Source organism: Streptomyces sp. NPDC048295 (genome assembly GCF_040652135.1).
Classification (GTDB): domain Bacteria; phylum Actinomycetota; class Actinomycetes; order Streptomycetales; family Streptomycetaceae; genus Streptomyces.
This window is the reverse complement of sequence record NZ_JBEZLL010000004.1, coordinates 305282-323995: the sequence shown is the minus strand read 5'-3', so window position 1 is coordinate 323995 and position 18714 is coordinate 305282. Positions and strand designations below refer to the sequence as shown.

Annotated in this window: 15 protein-coding genes; 11 read left to right on the top strand and 4 right to left on the bottom strand. The window is 70.8% G+C overall.

The window, feature by feature from the left end:
• The first annotated feature begins 177 nt into the window (after window positions 1–177).
• The 3 genes from AB0D53_RS08095 to AB0D53_RS08085 all read left to right on the top strand — a co-directional run bounded on the left by AB0D53_RS08095 (window position 178) and on the right by AB0D53_RS08085 (window position 6939).
• Window positions 178–2763 (top strand): DUF262 domain-containing protein, encoded by a 2586-nt coding sequence (locus AB0D53_RS08095; RefSeq protein WP_362441746.1) that lies wholly within the window; start codon window positions 178–180, stop codon window positions 2761–2763.
• Window positions 2764–3599: 836 nt separating this feature from the next.
• Complete coding sequence (locus tag AB0D53_RS08090; protein ID WP_362441743.1) at window positions 3600–6365, top strand: hypothetical protein; 2766 nt, start codon at window positions 3600–3602, stop codon at window positions 6363–6365.
• Window positions 6366–6465: 100 nt separating this feature from the next.
• On the top strand, window positions 6466–6939 hold the full coding sequence (locus AB0D53_RS08085; protein WP_362441740.1) for a hypothetical protein: 474 nt from the start codon (window positions 6466–6468) through the stop codon (window positions 6937–6939).
• Window positions 6940–7009: 70 nt separating this feature from the next.
• On the opposite strand, the gene AB0D53_RS08080 is transcribed toward AB0D53_RS08085, so the two are convergent.
• The 4 genes from AB0D53_RS08080 to AB0D53_RS08065 form a co-directional block, all read right to left on the bottom strand.
• The gene (locus AB0D53_RS08080) at window positions 7010–7393 is read right to left on the bottom strand and encodes a hypothetical protein (RefSeq protein ID WP_362441737.1); all 384 of its coding nucleotides are present in this window, start codon (window positions 7391–7393) and stop codon (window positions 7010–7012) included.
• 52 nt (window positions 7394–7445) lie between these two features.
• A complete protein-coding gene (locus AB0D53_RS08075; protein ID WP_362441734.1) occupies window positions 7446–8171 on the bottom strand; it encodes a TNT domain-containing protein in 726 nt (241 codons plus the stop codon).
• A gap of 311 nt (window positions 8172–8482) precedes the next feature.
• A complete protein-coding gene (locus AB0D53_RS08070) occupies window positions 8483–9778 on the bottom strand; it encodes an erythromycin esterase family protein (RefSeq protein WP_362441731.1) in 1296 nt (431 codons plus the stop codon).
• Between the two features lie 110 nt (window positions 9779–9888).
• The gene (locus tag AB0D53_RS08065; RefSeq protein ID WP_362441728.1) at window positions 9889–10275 is read right to left on the bottom strand and encodes a VOC family protein; all 387 of its coding nucleotides are present in this window, start codon (window positions 10273–10275) and stop codon (window positions 9889–9891) included.
• Between the two features lie 161 nt (window positions 10276–10436).
• Between AB0D53_RS08065 and AB0D53_RS08060 the strand changes: the two genes are divergently transcribed.
• The 8 genes from AB0D53_RS08060 to AB0D53_RS08025 all read left to right on the top strand — a co-directional run bounded on the left by AB0D53_RS08060 (window position 10437) and on the right by AB0D53_RS08025 (window position 18527).
• Window positions 10437–11102, top strand: a complete 666-nt coding sequence (locus AB0D53_RS08060; RefSeq protein WP_362441725.1) for a TetR/AcrR family transcriptional regulator — start codon at window positions 10437–10439, stop codon at window positions 11100–11102.
• A 112-nt stretch (window positions 11103–11214) separates the two neighbouring features.
• The gene (locus AB0D53_RS08055; protein WP_362441722.1) at window positions 11215–12108 is read left to right on the top strand and encodes a phosphorothioated DNA-binding restriction endonuclease; all 894 of its coding nucleotides are present in this window, start codon (window positions 11215–11217) and stop codon (window positions 12106–12108) included.
• A gap of 141 nt (window positions 12109–12249) precedes the next feature.
• Window positions 12250–12936, top strand: a complete 687-nt coding sequence (locus AB0D53_RS08050; protein WP_362441719.1) for a Crp/Fnr family transcriptional regulator — start codon at window positions 12250–12252, stop codon at window positions 12934–12936.
• A gap of 134 nt (window positions 12937–13070) precedes the next feature.
• Window positions 13071–13985 carry a hypothetical protein gene (locus tag AB0D53_RS08045; protein ID WP_362441716.1) on the top strand — a complete coding sequence of 305 codons (915 nt, stop codon included), beginning with the start codon at window positions 13071–13073 and terminating at the stop codon, window positions 13983–13985.
• On the top strand, window positions 13982–16045 hold the full coding sequence (locus AB0D53_RS08040; protein WP_362441713.1) for a hypothetical protein: 2064 nt from the start codon (window positions 13982–13984) through the stop codon (window positions 16043–16045). The genes AB0D53_RS08045 and AB0D53_RS08040 overlap by 4 nt, the downstream gene beginning before the upstream one ends.
• Window positions 16042–16950, top strand: a complete 909-nt coding sequence (locus AB0D53_RS08035; protein WP_362441710.1) for a hypothetical protein — start codon at window positions 16042–16044, stop codon at window positions 16948–16950. The genes AB0D53_RS08040 and AB0D53_RS08035 overlap by 4 nt, the downstream gene beginning before the upstream one ends.
• 664 nt (window positions 16951–17614) lie before the next feature.
• Complete coding sequence (locus AB0D53_RS08030; RefSeq protein ID WP_362441707.1) at window positions 17615–18112, top strand: SigE family RNA polymerase sigma factor; 498 nt, start codon at window positions 17615–17617, stop codon at window positions 18110–18112.
• A complete protein-coding gene (locus AB0D53_RS08025) occupies window positions 18105–18527 on the top strand; it encodes a hypothetical protein (RefSeq protein ID WP_362441704.1) in 423 nt (140 codons plus the stop codon). The genes AB0D53_RS08030 and AB0D53_RS08025 overlap by 8 nt, the downstream gene beginning before the upstream one ends.
• Window positions 18528–18714: the final 187 nt, after the last annotated feature.

The window sequence follows — 18714 nt, the reverse complement described above, 5'->3', positions numbered from 1 at the left end:
GGGGTCAGGGGCTCAACCGAAAGCCTCTCGACGTAGCTGTCCCCGTACTGGTCTGCCCTGCTCCAGTCGCTGCCGAGCTGCCTGATCCTCGTCGGCGGTGGTTCTCGTCAGTACTCGGCCATATCGTCGTCCCCCAAAGGCCCCAACGGGCCGAGGCGACGGAGGACGGACACCAATATGCGGGCTGAGGAATCACACTTCGCCGACCTGGTGCAGGGGCGTGCCCAGCAGTTTCAGATCCCGCTCTACCAACGGACGTACTCCTGGACCGAGAAGCAGCTCGCCCAGATGTGGGGCGACATCCTGGACCAGTCCGAGCTCGTGGGCACGGACGTCGCGGCGAGTACGCACTTCCTCGGCTCAGTCGTGCTCGCCCCCTCCCCGCAGACCGACGCCACGTTCCCCCGCTGGCTCGTCGTCGACGGTCAGCAGCGAATGACCACCCTCTCGCTCGCCCTCGCGGCTATCCGTGACCATATCGCCGACACACAGCCGGACGAGGCGGAGCGCATCGACGAGGAATACCTCATCAACAAGCGCAAGAAGGGCGGGGACCACTTTCGTCTCCTGCCGACGCAGGCTGACCGGCCGCAGTACGCCGCGCACGTGCGTGCGGTGCGGTCGGAGCAGGTATCGGGAGACAGGATCGCGGGGGCCTACCGTTACTTCCGCCGCAAGCTCGTGGAACTCGCGGAGGCGGATGCCCCCGCGGCATCCCGGGACGCGCTACGGATCGAACAGGCCATCACGTCCCGGCTGTCGCTGGTCACTGTCACCGCGGAGCGCGGCGACAACGTTCACCGCATCTTCGAATCTCTCAACAACACCGGCCTGAAGCTCAGCCAGGCCGACCTGCTGCGCAACTACCTGTTCATGCGGCTGCCGACCCGCGGCGAGCAGGTGTACGAGAGCCATTGGCTGCCGCTGCAGAGCAGTCTGAGCAACAACGAGCTCGAACAGCTCATGTGGCTGCAGTTGGTGCTTGACGGAGACGACCGGGTACGTCGCCAGGACCTGTACACCGCGCAGCAACAGCGCTTCGAGCGCGGAGTGGCGACCGAAGTGCCCGCCGAGGCGGACATCGAGTCGTACGTCGAGGAGCTCCACCGGCGCAGCAAGCACTTCCGGAGGATCATCCGCCCCGAAGAGGAGCCCGACTCTCACCTCCGCGCGCACCTGAAGCGGTTGCAGGACTGGCAGGCGGTGGTGACCTATCCGGCGCTCATGGTGGTGCTCGACATGCACGACCGCAGAAACATCGATGCCGTCGAAGCAGCGCGCGCCATGGCGTACATCGAGAGCTTCCTTGTGCGGCGCACCATCTGCCGGGTCCCCACCGCCAACCTCAACAGGATCTTCCAGTCCGTGCCTGCGCAGCTTCCCCAGGCGCAAGGAGTGGCTGAAGGGCTGCACCAGCTGCTCTCCGCCGAGAACCGGTCCTGGCCCGACGACGAGGAACTGCGGGACAAGATCCGTTCCGCGCCGTTCTACCAATACGGTCGGCCGAACCAGCGCAGGCTCGTACTGCAGCGGATGGAGGAGAGCTACGACCACCCCGAGCCGGTCGACTTCGCATCGGCGCAGCTGACCATTGAGCACGTGATGCCGCAGTCACCCGGCGCAGAGTGGCTGCGGATGCTCGACGCGGACACCACGGAGGGTGAAAGCACGGAAGATCTGCACAAGCGGCTTCAGCACACACTCGGCAACCTGACGCTGACCGGCATCAACTCCGAGCTGTCGAACCACCCCTTCGAACGCAAGCAAGGACTCCTCGAGGGCAGCCATCTGGAAATGAACCGGCGTATCGCCGCCACGGAACGCTGGGGCGCCGAGGAGATCCTGGCGCGGGCCGACGACCTCGCCGACCGGGCCATCCGTATGTGGCCCGCACCTCTCAGGAATGCAGGACGCGCCGAGCGCAGCCGGGACTGGCGCCTCGCCCATCAGGTACTCGCCGCCCTTCCCCACGGCACTTGGACCTCCTACGGAGACCTCGCCGCCTTCATCGGCTCGGGGGCACAGGCCGTTGGCGTTCACCTGGCCAACACCGAGGGGGTGGCCAACGCCTACCGAGTCCTCAACGCCGACGGCAAGATCGCGGACGGCTTCCGGTGGACGGGATCGGACGGCGGAGACGTCCGCGCTCGGCTCAGCGCCGACGGCATCGACTTCACGGTCACCGGAGCTGCCGATTCAGCGCAACGCCTCAACGTGGATGACCTCTCCTTGCTCCTGGGCAAGGCAGAGGGTGAATTCACGGAGGAGGCTTCGTCGGCCGGGCCGGAGCAGACCGGTAAAGAGACCCGAGCCGCGCGGTTCCTTCACCAGCTCGTGGCGGACGACGTCCCGGCAACCGTCTCCGCCGTCCGCGAGCTCCTCGCCCGGTGGGAGAAGCTCGGAGGATGGATCGGCTACGGCGCCGGCGAAGTCACCACCAGCGCGTTTCTCATGCTGGGCCAAGCGGGAGCACCAGGTCGGGGCATCTGGCCGCTCACTCTGTATCCCGGTAGCGGGCGGGGCGGCGTAGCGGAGGTCGTCTTCGCACACATGGCGAACCGCGAGCCCTTCATCGACCGCGCGCAGCGCATGGAGCTGCTGAACCGGCTGAACGCGATGGACGGCGTTTCCCTCCCAGAGGGCAAGCTGGAGCTGCGGCCCAGCATCCGCCTGTCCGTACTGGAGGACGACGCGAATCGAGAGCGTCTCTACGCGACGCTGGCCTGGTTCCGGGATCGCTGGGAGGAACGGGACCTTGCCTGATGGGCCTCGCCCTCGGACGGACGAGCCCACGCCAGCCCGCTGAGTTCCCGCGGCCGGAAGTACCAGCGATCCAGGTCTCAGTTCTGGTCTCATTCGCCCTCGTCCGAGGACGTCCGTACATGACCACCACAGCCACTCCCCCGCAGGTCAGAACGCCTGCGGCCGTCCCCGGACCCCCGGGCGAACATTTGGAAAGCGTGTTGGGGGCAACCCCTCACGAGTTCGAATCTCGTATCCTCCGCCATTGCTCTCACCGGGCAATACGTCGAAGGGCCCCGCAGCTTGCTGCGGGGCCCTTCGACGTTCGTGGTCGTGAGTGACGGGTTCGAACCGTTTGCGGCCCGGACAGCGTTGCCCTTCCGGGCCTTTGGCGTTCTGCTCGCTGTCCAGCCGGGTACCGAAGGCCGTGGTCAGCCCCCCGAGGCGCAGGACCATGCAGCCGGCGAACCCCGTGCCGGCTACGAAGACAGCCTCGGATTGTCCTGTCCCTGAGCAGCTTTTCAGCATGAAGGCCGGCAGGGCGACGACCACGGACGCCAGTACGGCCGCAACGAGCCAGGTGATTCGCGTCGCAGCGGGCAGGTCACGGTCCGCCGCACGGACGTCGGACCGCCGCTCCGGGCCAGAAGCCCTCGACCAGCGGACCGGCCCATGACTCACCGGCCCATGACTCCCGTCCGGCTCCCGTCCGCGGCTCCTGTCAGATTCCTGTCAGATTCCTGTCAGGTTTCCCCAGGTGGGACAACCGGTGACGACACGTCCCCCTCTCTCAGGCGCGAGGGGCCCCTGGGATTCCTGGGGCGCTGAAGCACGACCAACGACGAGGAGACACCATCGTGAGACAGGTCTCACGCGCGCTGACGGCTGCCTTGGCGGCCGTGGCGCTGGCGACGGGTGCGCCGGCGCACGCGCAGCCGGCCGCCGATTCCATACCCGGCGCGCCGCCGGGCGCCTCCGGGGAGCGGCTGCCGGAGGGGTGGCGTATCGAGGGCGGGGAGCTGATCTGGAGCTCGCCCGAGCCCGTGGGCATGGGCGGCGCCCTGGTCGAGTTCCGCTCGGGGAAGCGGACCCTCGGCGTCCCGGAGCCCTCCCCCGACCAACGCACTTTCCGGCTCCGCCTCGACGGAGCGAGGGTCGGACCGGTGAGCGAACTCCAGGTGGTCGCCGGTTCGCGGCGACTGGACGACACAGGGGCTGACCAGGCACCCGGTCAGCGGCGCTCGTCGGCCGCGGCGGCGCCCCAGGACCCGTTCCCCGCCAACCCGGTCGACCCCGGTGTCGCCGGTAAGTACCGCACCAGCAGCGGTGAGTACGTCCTGAAATCGGTCAGGCTGCCGGGCTACGCCGAGCCCGTCGAGATGCGCGCCACGGTCGTCGGCCCGACGGACGCACCGGGGAAGCGGCCGCTGGCGCTCTTCCTCCACGGCCGCAACGCCACCTGCTACGAGCCCGGCAAGAACAACCCGAGCATGCAGTGGCCGTGCAAGCCGGGCAACAAGGAGGTCCCGAGCTACCGCGGCTTTCTGCACGACCAGAAGCGCCTGGCGTCCCAGGGCTATGTGACGGTGTCCATCTCCGCGAACGGTGTCAACGCGCAGGACGGCCGCACGGCCGACTCCGGGGCGCAGGCCCGTTCGTCTCTGGTGCGCCAGCACCTCGCCCGCTGGGCGGAGTGGGGCGCGAACCCCGCGAAGGCTCCCGAGGCCGTGCGCGCGACGGAGCCCGCGGACCTCTCGAAGGTGCTCCTGGTCGGCCACTCCCGGGGCGGCGAGGGCGTCAACCGGGCGGCCCTCGACAGCGTCTCCCCGCCGCCGCCCGCCGAGGACGGCTACCGGGGGCCGGTGGCCTGGCGGATCCGGGGCACCGTCCTGATCGGCCCCACCATCTTCGGCCAGAACCCCACGCCCGACGTGCCCTCCATGACCATTCTGCCGGGCTGTGACGGCGATGTGAGCGATCTTCAGGGCCAGATCTACGTCGACGGCACCCGGGGCATCGGCCGGGGCACGGCGCTGCACAGCGCGGTGTACATGGTCGGTGCCAACCACAACTTCTTCAACACGGAGTGGACGCCCGGCCAGGCCGAGGCCCCGGCCGCCGACGACTTCTGGGACGACAAGAACAACCCGGACCCGGTCTGCTCGGCACAGGCCAAGACCCGGCTGAGCGCCAAGCAGCAACAAACGGCGGGCACCACCTACATCGCCGCCGCCGCGCGCCTCTTCCTCGCGGGCGACGACCGGGTCCGCCCGCTGCTCGACGGCTCCGACCGGCGCGCGCCCTCGGCCGGCCCCGCCCGGGTGCTGACCCACGCCGTCGGCGGCAACCGCACCCCGGCGATCCGGCCCGACGGCCCGCTCTCGGTGACGAACGGGCGCGTGTGCCGGCAGATCACGACGAGCGCCACCCGGGCCTGCAGGCCGGACTCCGAACCCGGTAGGTCGCCGCACTTCGCGTCCTGGGCGGACACCACCAGTGAGCCGGGCCGCAACGCGGTCACGGCCCGCTGGACCAAGCCGGGCACCCCGGTCCGGCTGACGCCGGAGCGCGCCTTCTCGCTGGCGGGCTCCGACGCGCTCGCCCTGCGGGTGATGGTGCCCCCGAACACCCGGGGCACCCGGCTCGACGTCGCCCTCACCGACGCCTCCGGCAAGCGGGTGAGGCTCGGTCAGGTCACCGTCGACGGCCTTCCCGGCTCCGCAATGACGGCCGCACACTGGGCGCGTGAGGTCCGCGTCCCGCTGAAGGCCGCCGTCAGCGCCGGTGTCGACCTGAAGCGGACGCAGTCGCTGGAGCTCACCCCGCGCAGCACCTCCGGCGAGCTCTGGCTGATGGACGCCTGGGGCTGGCGCCCCGGCACCCCGGCGGTACACCCCGTCGCGCTCCCGCGCGTCGACATCGGCAGACTGACGGTCAAGGAGGGCGACTCCGGCACCCGCACCTACCGCGTGCCCGTCCGGGTCACCGGCAAGGGCACCGGCGTGATCAAGCTCGCCGTCCGCGACCCGGAGACCTACAAGTCCACCGTCCGCACCGTGACGGTGAAGGCCGGTGGCTCCGTGGACGTGCCGATCACGGTCACGGGCAACTCCCGCTTCAACTACGACCTCCGACACGAGGTCGCGGCCAAGGCCGTGCGCGGCACGGCGGTCGGCGGCGCCTTCGGGGGCGTGCTCGTCGAGAACGACGACCCCATGCCCACGGTCACCGTCACCCCGGTCGCCGACTCGGTCACCGAGGGCCAGAAGCTCACCTGGAAGGTGGAGCTCTCCCAGCCCGCCGACACCAGCATCGAGACGCGGTTCGACCTCCTGCCGGTGCGCGAGGGTACGGAGCTGTCCACGAAGGACGTCGACGAGGAATGGCTCTCCGAGCTCGGCGAGGCCGCCGACCCGGAGCGGCCCCTGTCCACGGACAGTCCCTCCCTCTGGGTGTCCGTCCCCAAGGGCAGGACGAGCACCGAAGTGTCCGTGCCCACGGTCACCGACGCGCTGACCGAGCCGGAGGAGTCCCTGCGGATGCAGGTGTACATCCTCAAGGGGGACGAGTGGATGGATGGCCCCCTCCTCACGGGGAAGGTCACGGACGCGCGCCAGGGCTGACGCCCAGGGTCCATGTCCCCGCTGACGGTGCCTGAGCGCACCACCTGGCCGATCGCCCCGGCCCCCGCCACGGGGCCGGGGCCATCGGCGTGAGGGGGCCGTGGAGGGGACGCGGAAACCCGATTCACCCTCGACGGCCGCTGCGGCTCCCCACGGGGCGACCGACAAGAACGGCGCCGGGACCGGACTCGACCACTCGGCCTTGTCCCTGGCCGTGCCCGGCGACCGGAAGACGACCGCCTGGCTCGACCTCGCGGCCCGGGGTGAGGCGGAGGTGGTGACGGCTCCGATGGTGACGGCTCCGGTGACGGCGGTCGAGGCGTACGACGGCGGAACCACCGAGCAGCGCTGGGGCTGGGTGCTCTCCGGGCTCAAGGCCACCGCCATGGAAAGGACGAGGCCCGCCGGGCCCGCCGCCACCTGGCCGATGCCAAGTCGCACGGCCACAAGCACGCGATCGACGCGGTGCTCGCCGTCATCGCGCGAGAGCAGAAGGGGCAGGTCGCTGTCTGCGCCCCGGACGGGACGACCTGGAGAGGCCGGTTCCGAGTCGATCGTCGTCAAGACGGCGTGAGCCGGCACTCGGTCTCGGTTCTGGACTCGCCCACCCCCGTCCACCACCTACGTATTGCCGTCGGCACGGCTCAGTGGCCACCGGTCGGTGGGTCGTCGCGGGTCCCGCGCCGGTTTTCCGCGAGCGCCTGTTCGAGCTGTTCCTGTGCTCGCCGTTCGATGCCTTCACTGTCGTGCAGCAGCTCGTCCGTCTCCGTCGCCGTGGGCCGGACAGGCGGCGAACTCTCGTCCGTGAGGCGTTCGTAGAGCCATGCGCAGGCCCGGCTTTCATCGGCGAAGGTCTCCAGTACCTCGCGTCTGCCGCGCTCGTGGACTCCCACGATCCACGCGCCCTCGCGCCGAGCCAGGTAGTAGCCCTCGCGCGAAGGATGGCCGCCCGGGCAGCCGGGGATCTCGTAGAGGGCATCGGGAACCCCGGCTGCCCGCAGTGCCTCGCACAGCTGGTGAAGGTTCACGGAATCGGTCTCCTGCTGTGCGAGGCGTGCGCCGGCCGCCGTGGCCGGGAAGCTAGGGGGTCGCGAGCCGCACCAGGGTCCCGTTGCGCACCAGGTCCAGCACGGAGGTGCGCGGAATGTTCGGGCAGTACGAGCTCGACGTCACGTACTGGACGCCCAGGCCGGGCTGCTCGAACGCCGGGGCGATCGGCCCCGCGCACACCTTGACGTCCCTGGTCACCCGGTACAGGTAGTAGTTGTACGGGTGGCGCGGATCGGCGGTGTTGAGGCTGGACGGCGGGATGCTCCGCTTCCCGTACTTGGTGCCGGCGGGTGCCAGGTAGCGGCCCGCCTCATTGCCGTAGCGGTCGACCTTCTGGCCCGCGTGCAGCACGAGTTCGGCGGCGATCGGCTGACCCTGGGGGTTCTTCGCGTAGCCGTCGGCGTCCGGGTAGCGCCAGTCGCCCTGGCCGGTGTCGGCAGCCGGGTCCCACCACCGGTTCAGGAACTGGACCGCGGTGAGGCGGCCGAGGCGCTCGTAGCCCTTGAGGGTGTTCGCCACCAGCCCATGGGTCGGCAGCTTCTTCGGGCCGAGCCGCCAGTCCTCGCAGAAGTAGTCCGAGCGCAGGGGGTACGGGATGGGGTCCGGTACCAGGCCCCGGCATACGTAGGGCCGGTGCGTGTCACTGGTGACCGTGGCGGCCGTCGTGGCCTGTGCCGCCTGGGCGGCCGGAGCGCCGAGGAACAGCGAGCCCAGCAGGGCGGCGGCAAGCCCGGCACACCGTCGTGATGATGTCACTACAACTCCTGGAGATCGTGTCTGGGGACGCCGTCACCGTGCGGGGTGGCACGGGAAGGGGACCGTGCGGACCAGCCCCGGAATGACGGATGACGACGTACGGAGATCACTCAAACCACAGGGGAGAGTGAGAGGTGGTGACGGCGCGGGTGATGCGCCCGAATGCGTGCGCGCCGCGCCCCAATGGGCGATGCCCGCCGGTGCCTCGCCGGGCACATTGCCGAAGGGCCCCTGAATTCGCCGTTCGCGGTGGGGTCCTTTCGGCATGTGGCTGCTCCGGGCCGGATCGGCAAGCGTCCTTCACCGTCGGCTCAGGCTCCGTCTGCCAAGTCCCGCACGGTGGAGGTCGGGGTGCACAGGACGGCGTCGAAGGCGTCGAGGACCGAGGTGCGCAGGTAGGTGCCCTGCAAGCGGGTGCGGTCCGGTCCGGTGTGCGGGCCCGTGGCAGCGATCGCCGGGCGCGCCCGGCGCAGATCGGCGACGGCGAGCCCGAGATCCGCGTCGGCGAAGGCGGCTTCCACGCTTCCCGGCTCGGGCGGTTGGAGCGCGGTGTTGTCGACCGTGAATCCGAAGGGCACCTTCTCGTCGCGACGCATGTCCGCCGTGTGTCCGGAGACGCTGGTCAGGCCGAGGGCGAGGTACTGGTCGCCGAGGCGGCGCCGGAGATGCTGCCCCATCGGCAGTCCGGTCAGCCGGCCGTCGAAGGAGATCGGGGTCGTATGGATGTGGGCGTTGTGGGCGGCCAGCACGATCCTGGTGCCGGGCTCGTACCGCTCGATGTGCCAGAGCAGGGACTCGGCCATGTAGAGGTCGCGGGCGGAGGTGTCGGCGATCAGGCCTTCCCCCGCGAACAGGGCGGCCATGGCGCGGAAGGTGTAGTCCCCGGCGCAGGCGCCTTCGAGGCGTCGCAGGGCGATGTCGTAGGTGTGCTGGTCGCTGCGGGAGACGTAGAGCGGTTCGACCGAGCGGAACCGGATCAGCAGGCGGGACAGCAGTGCGCTGAGTGCGTCCTGTTCGGCGACGGGCAGGCGTGCCCAGGCGGGGGCCGCGTCGGCCGCGGAGCCGCCGGCGAACGAGTCGGCGATCCGAGCGGCGGACTCCGCCAACGGCAGGGTCTCGGAATCGACTTGGCGCAGGTAGTCCGCCACCGGGCCGAGGGCGGGCAGCAGGGATCCGCCGGCGGCGGGGATGTCGATTCCGGCGAAGCGCACCGGCTGCGCGGCGCTGCGGTTGTGGCTGCGCATCCAGCGCAGCGGTTCGGCCACTCCCACCGGGATGGTCGAGGCGAGGTGCGCGGACAGATCGCCGTCGGCCCCCTCGCCCCGGGCCCAGGCCTCCAGGGGGAATCCCTCGCTGAAGCCGTACTCGAAGGCCAGGACGGTGAAGCCGCACCGTTCGACGAGGAACCGCAGGATGCGCTGTCGCAACCGGGCGAACTCGTCGATGAAATGGGAGTTCTCGCCGATCGCTACGACACGGGCGGCGCCGATGATGTCGCGCAACGGCTCCAGATCGTCCAGCGATGCCCGGCTGTCCAGGTGGGTGAGGGGGACGGCATGACGGCGAAGCCAGTCGGTGAACGGGGCGGGGTGGGGCGCGGGTGGCATGGTGCTGACTCGATTCCTGGTGCTGAGGTTCGTGGACCCGGACCTGACTCGCGATACCTGGTGCTGAGGTTCATGGGCCCGGACCGGACGGGTTGGGCCGCGGTGATGTCTCAGGGGCGTTCCGTGGCCCATTCGACGAATTGGACGACGACACCGTTGGGGTCGGTGATCTGGAAGAGCCGCTCCCCCCACGGCTCCTCGCACAGCGGCATGGTGATCTCCACGCCCTCGGCGCGCAGGCGCTTCTCCTCGGCCTCGATGCCGGTGATGGTGAAGGCGAGGATCAGGCCGGAGACGTGCTGGTCCCGCTGGGGGGACAGCAGCACATGGGTGCCGCGGGCGAGCAGGACGATGTCGGCCGCCGCGTCCGGGCGTGCCAGGGAGGCGAAACCGTCGGCCGCAGCCTGTTCGGTGTAGCCGAGGTGGGCGGTGAAGAACTTCTGGGACGCGGTGACGTCGTCGACGGTGAGCGAGACGGTCGTCGTGGTGATCTGCACAGCTGCTCTCCTCGGAGACTCGGCGACTCATGGGATCGGGCGCTCGGGTGCTGGGGCGGAAGCAGCCTTCACCCCAGCATGAAGAATTTACTACGAGGGTAGATTTACCCAGAGGGAATGTGAGTGTCAACATAAAAATACTACGAGGGTAAGATTGCGTCATGGATACCCACACCACGCCACCGGCCCCGATCCCGGACCCGCCGCTCGGTCTGCGCGAGGCGAAGAAGCAGGAGAGCCGGCAGCTCATCTCCGACGCCGCCACCCGTCTGTTCCTCGCCCAGGGCTTCGAGCAGACCACCGTCGCCGAGATCGCCGCCGCCGCCCGGGTGGCGAAGAAGACCGTCACCAACTACTTCCCGCGCAAGGAAGACCTGGCCCTGGACCGGCAGGACGCCTTCATCACCTCGCTGGCCGGTACGGTGTCCGGTCGCCTGCCGGGTGAGTCGGCGCTGGCCTCCCTGCGCCGTGCCTTCACCGAGGCTCTCGACGCCACCGACCCGGTCGCCGGATTCTCCGGCCCCGGCTTCGCCCGCATGATCGCCGACAGCCCCACCCTGACGACCCGGCTGCGCGACCTGCACGACCTGCGCGAAGCCGCCCTGGCGGAGACCCTCGCCGAGGCCACCGGCGCACCCCGCGACGACATCACCGTGTGCACCGCCGCCGGGCTCATCGGCACGGTCCACCGCGTCCTCTTCGACCGGATCCAGCAACTCACCCTCGCCGGCCGGAGCGCCGCACACATCCGCACCGAGGTCGCGGCAGCCGCCGAGCGCGCATTCGACCTGCTGGAACCCTCCCTCGCCGGTTACGCCACCGCCTGATCCGGCGGATGCGGTGCAGCGCGGGCCCGTGGCCCCCTCGGCCCATGAGCGTGCCGCGGCGGATCACCGTCGGCCCGGCACCCTCCCGACGGCCTCGCTACGATCGCCGGTCATGGACTGGGTCGAGCGTGCCGCGAAGCTGAGGCAATGGACCGGAAACGGAATACGGGCCCCGCACAAACCTCTGCTGCTCCTGTACGCCCTCGGCCGGTTCCAGGAGGACGCCGACGGCGAGTTGCGGTACAGCGCGGTGGAGGAGGATCTGAAGCGGCTGCTGGCCGAGTACGGGCCGGTCAACAGGACGACGCCCGCCTATCCCTTCCACCATCTGGTCAGCGACGGGGTGTGGGAAGTACGCACCGATCGCGGGCCCGGCAGCCCCGGCACCGGGGTGCTGGAGCTGCGGGCGGCGGGTGCGACGGGCCGGCTGGCACCGGAGCTGCGCGCCGCGCTGCGACGTGAGCCGTCGCTGCTCGGCCGGATCGCCGGGGTGCTGCTCGCCCAGCACTTCCCGCCGTCGCTCCACGGCGAGCTCCGCGAGGCGGTGGGCCTGGAGCAGGTGCCGGTGGAGTCCGAACCGCTTCCGGCCGGGCGGCGCCAACGGGACCGGCGGATGCGGGAGATGGTGCTGACCGCGTACGAGTACCAGTGCGCGTTCTGCGGTTACGACGGCAGGATCGGTGCGGTGCCCGTCGGGCTGGAGGCCGCGCACGTGCGCTGGTGGGCGTTCGACGGCCCGGACGACATCGACAACGGGCTGTGCCTGTGCGCACTGCACCACAAGCTGTTCGACAAGGGCGCCCTCGGTGTCGGCGAGGGCCACCGCATCCTGGTCTCGCAGAAGTTCGTCGGTCGGAGCCCGGCAGCCCGCGAGCACGTGACAGCGCTGGCGGGCCGCCCGTTGATCGGCCCGCAGCCGGGGACGGACCCGGTAGCGGAGCGCCACCGGTCCTGGCACACCGGTCAGGTCTTCCACGGCACCCCGCGACCCGCGTCCGGAACGTGATCGCCCGCCCCCGTGTTCCCGTCCCCGGGCGGCGGTCGTTATCGGACAGGCTCGCCCGGATCGCAGCGGGAGCGGCCGGGGCGGCGTAGAACTCATGGAGGCGGGCGAGGACAACGCACCGGGGGACGGGGAAGGCGAGAGGTGCTGTCGGACGAGACGTGGCGCGAACTACGGGGCCAAGGGACGATCCGCACCTTCCGTGAGCGCAGTGTGATGCTGAGGCAGGGGTCCGCCGGCACGCATCTGCTCGCCCTTACCGGCGGGCTCGCCAAGGTCGTGTGCCGGGAGCCGGGTGGAGTCGTGACCTGGTTGGCCTTCCGGGGGCCGGGCGATCTGCTGGGCGAGGTGTCCGTGTTCCATGGCACCTCGCGTACCGCGGAAGTGGTCGCGCTCACGCCCTGTACGGCCGTAGTACTGGAGGCGGAGCGGTTCCGCCGGTTCATCGAACAGCGCGGGCTCATCATGGACTTGATGCGCCAGGCGCTCTCCCGGCTGCGGGAGTCCGACGCACACCGCACCGAACTGCTGACCCTCCCGCTGGTCGCCCGGCTGGCGCGGGCCCTGCTGAGACTGGTCGAACTCACCGCGCCCGGAAGCGATTCGGATGTCGTTCGGCTGACCGGCCTGAGTCAGGAGGAGATCGCCCAGGCGACCGGGGTCACCCGCAACGCGGTCATCACCGGCCTGCAACGGCTGCGCGAGTCCGGGGCGGTCGAGACGGCCCGCAGAACGATCGTCATCAAGGACATGAAGACGCTGCGCGACTGGGCGATGACCGGCCCGGGAACCACTCCCGCGTCGCCGCTCCCGCCGCCCCCGGCCCCCTGAACGCGTCAACGTTGTGACGCGGGACACCCGTGAACCGCCCTGCGCTGTGCAGTCGGACGGACGGATCCGACGGAGTCTCGAATCAGCCGGCCTTCGGCTCCGTATCCGTCCCACCGCCCACAAGGAGCTCACGCATGTCCAGCCCGAGTCCTGTTCCCGCCCCGTACACCGAGAGCCGCACGTTGCCTCCCTACCGTGCGCTGTTCGCCGTCGACGCGAAGGACTTCACCGGTCTTCCCGCCGTGCAGCACGGTCCGGTGAGCCAGTTGATCCCCGAACTCGTCGACCAGGCGCTGGAGCGCGCCGGGCTGCACGATCTGCGCGACTCCAAGCGGTTTCCCGCCAACACCGGGGACGGCGTGGTGTTCGGCTTCGACCCGGCCCTGCTGCCCTTCGTCCTCTGGCCCTTCCTGGGTGTGCTGGACGACACCCTCGGTGCGTACAACAGGCAGTGTGTGGGCCCCCGCATCCGGCTCCGGGCCAGCGTCCACGTCGGACCGCTGCCGGACGCGGACGGTCCCGGCGACGGCAACGGCACCCCTCGCAACGACACCCACCGGCTGCTGGACTCCCGTCCCGTGAAGGCGATCCTGGCCGCGGCGAGCGAGGAGGTCACTCACCTGGCGGCGGTCATCTCCCAGCGCGTCTACGAGGACGTGGTGCTCGGCGCGTACACCGGACTGCACCCCGACCGCTGTGTGGAGGTCCCGGCCACCGTGGAGGGGAAGAACTTCTCGCAGCGGGCATGGCTGTACGTACCGTCGCCGTCCGGAAACCTCGTACAGGCCGGTGTGCGGCCGCGCGAGGAATCCGCGGCGCCGGCCGACACCGCCGCCGGCCGGGAACAGGAACCGGCGACCCCGCCCGGCACGCACTACAGCGGCAACACACAGCACGTGGGCGAGGGCGCCGCCGTGATGGGGAGCGTCGGACGGGACGTCTCGTACACCGGCGGCGCCACCACGTATCACGGCACCAACCAGCACTGGGGCGGCGGCGACAACGTCTCGGGCGACAAGCGGGTCGACGGCTCCGGGGACCACCGGTGAGCGCCGACCCGGGCACCACCGGCCCCGGCCCGGACGACGAGGCCCCCGAAAGCGGTCCCGGCCCGGGAAACTCCTACCGCGACAACCAGCAACGGGTGGACCAGGGCCTCGCGGTCATGGGCGGGATCGCGGGCGACGCCAACGTGTTCATCGGCGTCCAGCCCGACGAGGACATCAGCGAGCGCATCCCCAAACCCCGTCTGCGGGAGGGCCCTTACCCCGCGGAGGACGTGCGCGCCCGCCTGTACGGATTCGTCGAACCGCCGACCCATACCCGGTGCCGCAAGGTGCTGGACAGCCACCTCCTGCTGCTGCGGGCCGGGAGCGGCACGGGGGCGGGCACGGCCGCGTTCGCGCTGCTGGCGGAGCGGTACGGGGCCGACGGGGTCACCGGTCTGGACTCGCCCGACGGCCTGTCGCGGTGGCGCCCCAAGGAGCGGCGCGGCTATCTGCTCCAGGGCCTGTCCCCGGAGGCCGCCGGCGCACTCGGCGAAGTCGGACTCACTGCGCTGGCCGGCCAACTGCGCTCTACGGGCGCCCATCTGGTCGTCACCGTACGGATGGAGACCGCGCTGCCCGGCGACACGGTGCCCTGGCAGGTCACGCACCGCCCGCCACCGGCGGGCGAGGTGGCTGTGAAGCGCCTGCGCGCCATGGCCGAGGCGGGTGAACTCACCGCCGGTCAGGAGGCCGACGCCCTGAGGCACCTCGCCTCGCCGGACTTCACCGGTCAGCTGGACGCGCACCCACTGCCGGGGGACGGTGTCGCGGTGGCGGAGGGGCTGCGCGGCCTCGTCGTGGCGGGGAAGTCCGCCGCTTCCGTGCTGGACGACCTGCGCACCGGTAGCCCCGAGGCGGCCCGCAAGGCCCTCGCGGAGGCGCGCGACCGTGCGGATCTGATCTCGCTGATGGCGGCGATCTCGCTGCTGCCCGACCAGGACCGTACGGTCGTCGAGCGGTTCGGTGCGGTTCTGCGCCGCCGCATCGACGGCCGCGCCGGCCCGGTACCGGCCGCTGCCGGCGGGCCCGGGCCCGCCGAGGGGTCGTCGGCCCGGCACGGCGTACTCGGGCCTGCCTTCGAGGACCGGCTGGCGGCCGTCGGCGCACGCCTGCTGCCGACCCGATACGGAGCGGCGCAACGCTATCCGGTCCAGCCGGTCGACTTCTCGGGACGGCACCGGTCGGAGGCCCTGCTCCGGTCGCTGTGGCTGGAGTACGAAGGCATGGCGGAACTGCTGTGGAAGAGCCTGGACGAGGCGCCCCACCACCCCGGCGTCGAACTGGCGGCAGGTGAGGCGATCGGGAAAGTACTGGCGCATGCGACCGGGCCGGACACCCTGCGCCAGCTGTACCCCTTCGCTTCGTCGGACAAGCGCTGGCGCCGCCGCCTGGTGGCCAACGCGCTCGGCGAGATGGTCCAGCACCCCGCCCTCAGCGCAGCGGTACGGGAGCAGTTGCGGCAATGGAGCGGAGCCGCGCCCGTCGCTCTCCGCTGCACGGTGGCCGAGACCTGCGGGGGCAGTTATGGACTGGCCCGCCCCGCCGTCGCCTTGAGGCTCCTGGACACGGCGCTCGGCAGAGCGGACGAGAAACTGGGCGTCCCCCTGCGCACCGCGGTGTCCTTCGCGCTCAGTGTCCTTCTTTCCGAGGACGCCAATCACCCCCTCGTCCTCGACCTCCTGCGGAAGTGGCAGGACGCCGGTCCGGGCTCACCACGTCACGGTCTGGCCGTTCACGCCGTCGAATCGATGAGCAGGGATTCCTTCCCCCTGCCCGGGGCTCCGGGCGTACGGCGGGTGCGTCTCGCCGATCTGCTCGCGGTCCACCCCGAACGGGCCCGCGGCCTCGTGGTCGCGGGCCTGGACGACCCCGCCACCCACGCGACGGTGGCGGCGGGGCTGTTCCTGATCGAGGGCGATCCGGAGCTGCGGCGGCGGACCGCCTTCCCGCGCCTCCTCGCCGACCTCGCCGCGGTCGCCCGGAACCACCGCGGTGTCCTGCGCTTCGTCCTGCGTCACCACCGTGCCCGTACGGCCTCGACGGAAAGGCTCGCTTCATGACCGGCCCGCTCATCTCGCCGCTGGGCTCCTCGGCGTCCTGGCAGTTGTTCCGCCTTCGGTTCGGTGCCCCGGAGGGCCGGGCCCTGGTGTTCCTCGCGGACGGCGGAACGGACGCGATGGTGCCGCCCCGGGACGGTGACTACTGGGGCTATCCCCGACCCACCCGGCGCGAGGTACGTGAGGGGGAGTACTTCGACATCGTGTGGGTCTCGCTCGCGGAACGGCGGATCTCGGTCGATGTCCCGCGCCGGCCGCCGAAGCCCCCGGCCCGATACGGAGTCGCCTGGAGGATCAGCAACCCGGTCCTCGCGGCGCGGAACCGGATCACCGAGGCGCTGGCCCGGCAATTGGTCGTCGGCCACATCAACGAGAACGCCACGCTGCCAGGCACCCCCGACCCGTTGCGGACGCCGCCTCCCCACTTCGGTACGACCGAGGTGGAGCCGCCCGGCCTGCTGCGGGTGATCGAGGGCTACGGTCTCACGTACTGGTTCCTGGACCCGCCGGCCGCGCTGCTGCCTGCCTCCGGCGTCGGCGCGGGGCCGACGCTTCCGTCCGGCTTCGGCGAAGGCCACCGTGAGGCGTACCGCTTCTACCGGGAGGTCGTCGCGGGCGGCCCGGTCGGCCTGGCGGCCCTCTGGCTGCTGCACCGGCCGGAAGAGGCGAAGGACGTGCTCGACTGGACGGTGACCCATCGCGGTCTGCTCTCCGACCGGAACGACTGGGAACACACCCTCGCGGCGGCGCTCCAGTCGCTGACACCGGAGGACCGGAGCTTCGTCGGCGCCAACATGGCACGGGTGCTCAGCGACGTGGGCATCCCGCAGGGCGACGAGGTGTTGCGCCGGATCGGCCACACCGGTACGACGGGGAACGGCAACGGCCTGTACGAGGAGACCCGTTGACCCTTGCCTGCGCTTCGCCCACAGGCCTACCTCGGCCCATGTCCGGGCTGGTCACATCGTCGTCCCCGGGGAGAGCATGAGCCCCACCCCGTTCCTCCATGCTTGCCCGGTGCCCGGGATCAGTCATGGGAAGACGTGTCGACAACTGAAATGACGTGCCGTTCGGCTGGTGCGATCACTGCGCCGGAGTCTTCGTGGGCAGCCCCGCTCCTGGGTTGAGCCCGCGACTGGCGCACGCACCTGACCGTGCTCCGACGCAACATTGCCAGAGGCGCGCCGCGACTGCGTTCGCGCGGGGATGCACACATGCAGTCCCCGGTAGTCCGTCTCGGTACCGGGACTTCCAGCCGTCGCTGAATGTTCCGGGCCCGGAGGAGCTGCCGGGGGCCTGGCCAGAGCCGACGAGGGGGTCACTCGGTCGGCGAACGTCTCCGTCGACGGTGCGGCTCGCTCTGGTTTTCTGGTGTATTGACGATTCTCCTCCCAATTTCTCGTCGGTCAAGGGGTTTGGTACCTCTTTCTCGTGTATGCCCGGATCCGGATCCGGCTTCGGTCCGAGGGGGTGTGTGATCACCGTCACCCAGGTTCTTCGGGTCCGGTGTCGTCCGGATGCGGGGTGCCGGGCGTATGCCCGGTGAGACCGAGGAGATCCAGGAGTTGTTTGTTGACCGTCGAGGAGTTCGAAGAGTTCTACGCGCAGACGGCGGCCCGGCTGACCGGGCAGCTGTTTGTGATGCTCGGCGACCAGCACGAAGCGCAGGACGTGGTGCAGGAGGCTTTCGTCAAGGGCTGGAGCCGGCGGCGGCAGCTCGATCGTGACGGGCAGCCCGAGGCGTGGATCCGTACGGTCGCGTGGCGGCTGGCGGTGAGCCGGTGGCGGGTGCGGCGTCGTGCGGCGGATGCCTGGCAGCGCAGTGGTGCCCCGCCGCAGGTGGAGGCGCCCGGGCCGGAGTCGGTGGCGCTGGTGGAAGCGCTGCGGGAACTGCCGCCCAAGCAGCGGCGCACGCTGGCGCTGCACTACGTCTGCGATCTGACCGTCGAGCAGATCGCCGCGGAGACCAATCTGGCGGCCAGCACCGTCAAGACGCACCTGGCCCGGGGCCGGGCCACGCTCTCTCATCGTCTGCAGGATCCGCGTACCGAGGAGGGGCCCTGTGTCTGAAGCCCATGACCCGTTGAGGTCCCTGTTCAAGGAAGCCGCAGCCGCCGGGCAGTCCCGCGCGTGTTCCGCTCCGCCCTCGTACATCACCGAGCGCGGGGAGCGGGCGCGCAGGCGCCGGATCGTCGCGCTGGCCGTCGGGGCCTGTCTGGTCTTCTCGGGTACGGGCGCGGCCGTGGCCTCGCTGGTGCCGGACGGCACGGGCACGACCGTCCCCGCCACCACGCCCTCGCCCGTTCCCTCGCCCCGGCTCTCGCCCTCCCCCACCTCGCCGGGCTCACCGACCTCGCCGAGCTCCACGCCCTCCTCGCCGCGGACCACTCTGCCGCCGACGAGTTCCTCTTCCGAGACCCCGTCGACGCCGCCGCCGGTGTCACCGACGGCGCCCAGCGGGAGCATCACCTTCCCGCCTCCCTGACCGCCCCGGCCTCCTGACCGACCGGATCTGCCGCCCGTTCCCGACCGGGCCATTCGGTGTGCGCTGAACCGACGCTGGAGATTGTGCTGTGAGCCTTTCCACCCCCCAACGGCCGCGGCCGCCGCGCGAGCATCCGCCCCTCGGGGCCGGGTCCGCTCCCGGCGCGCCCCGCGACGCCCCGGCGCCG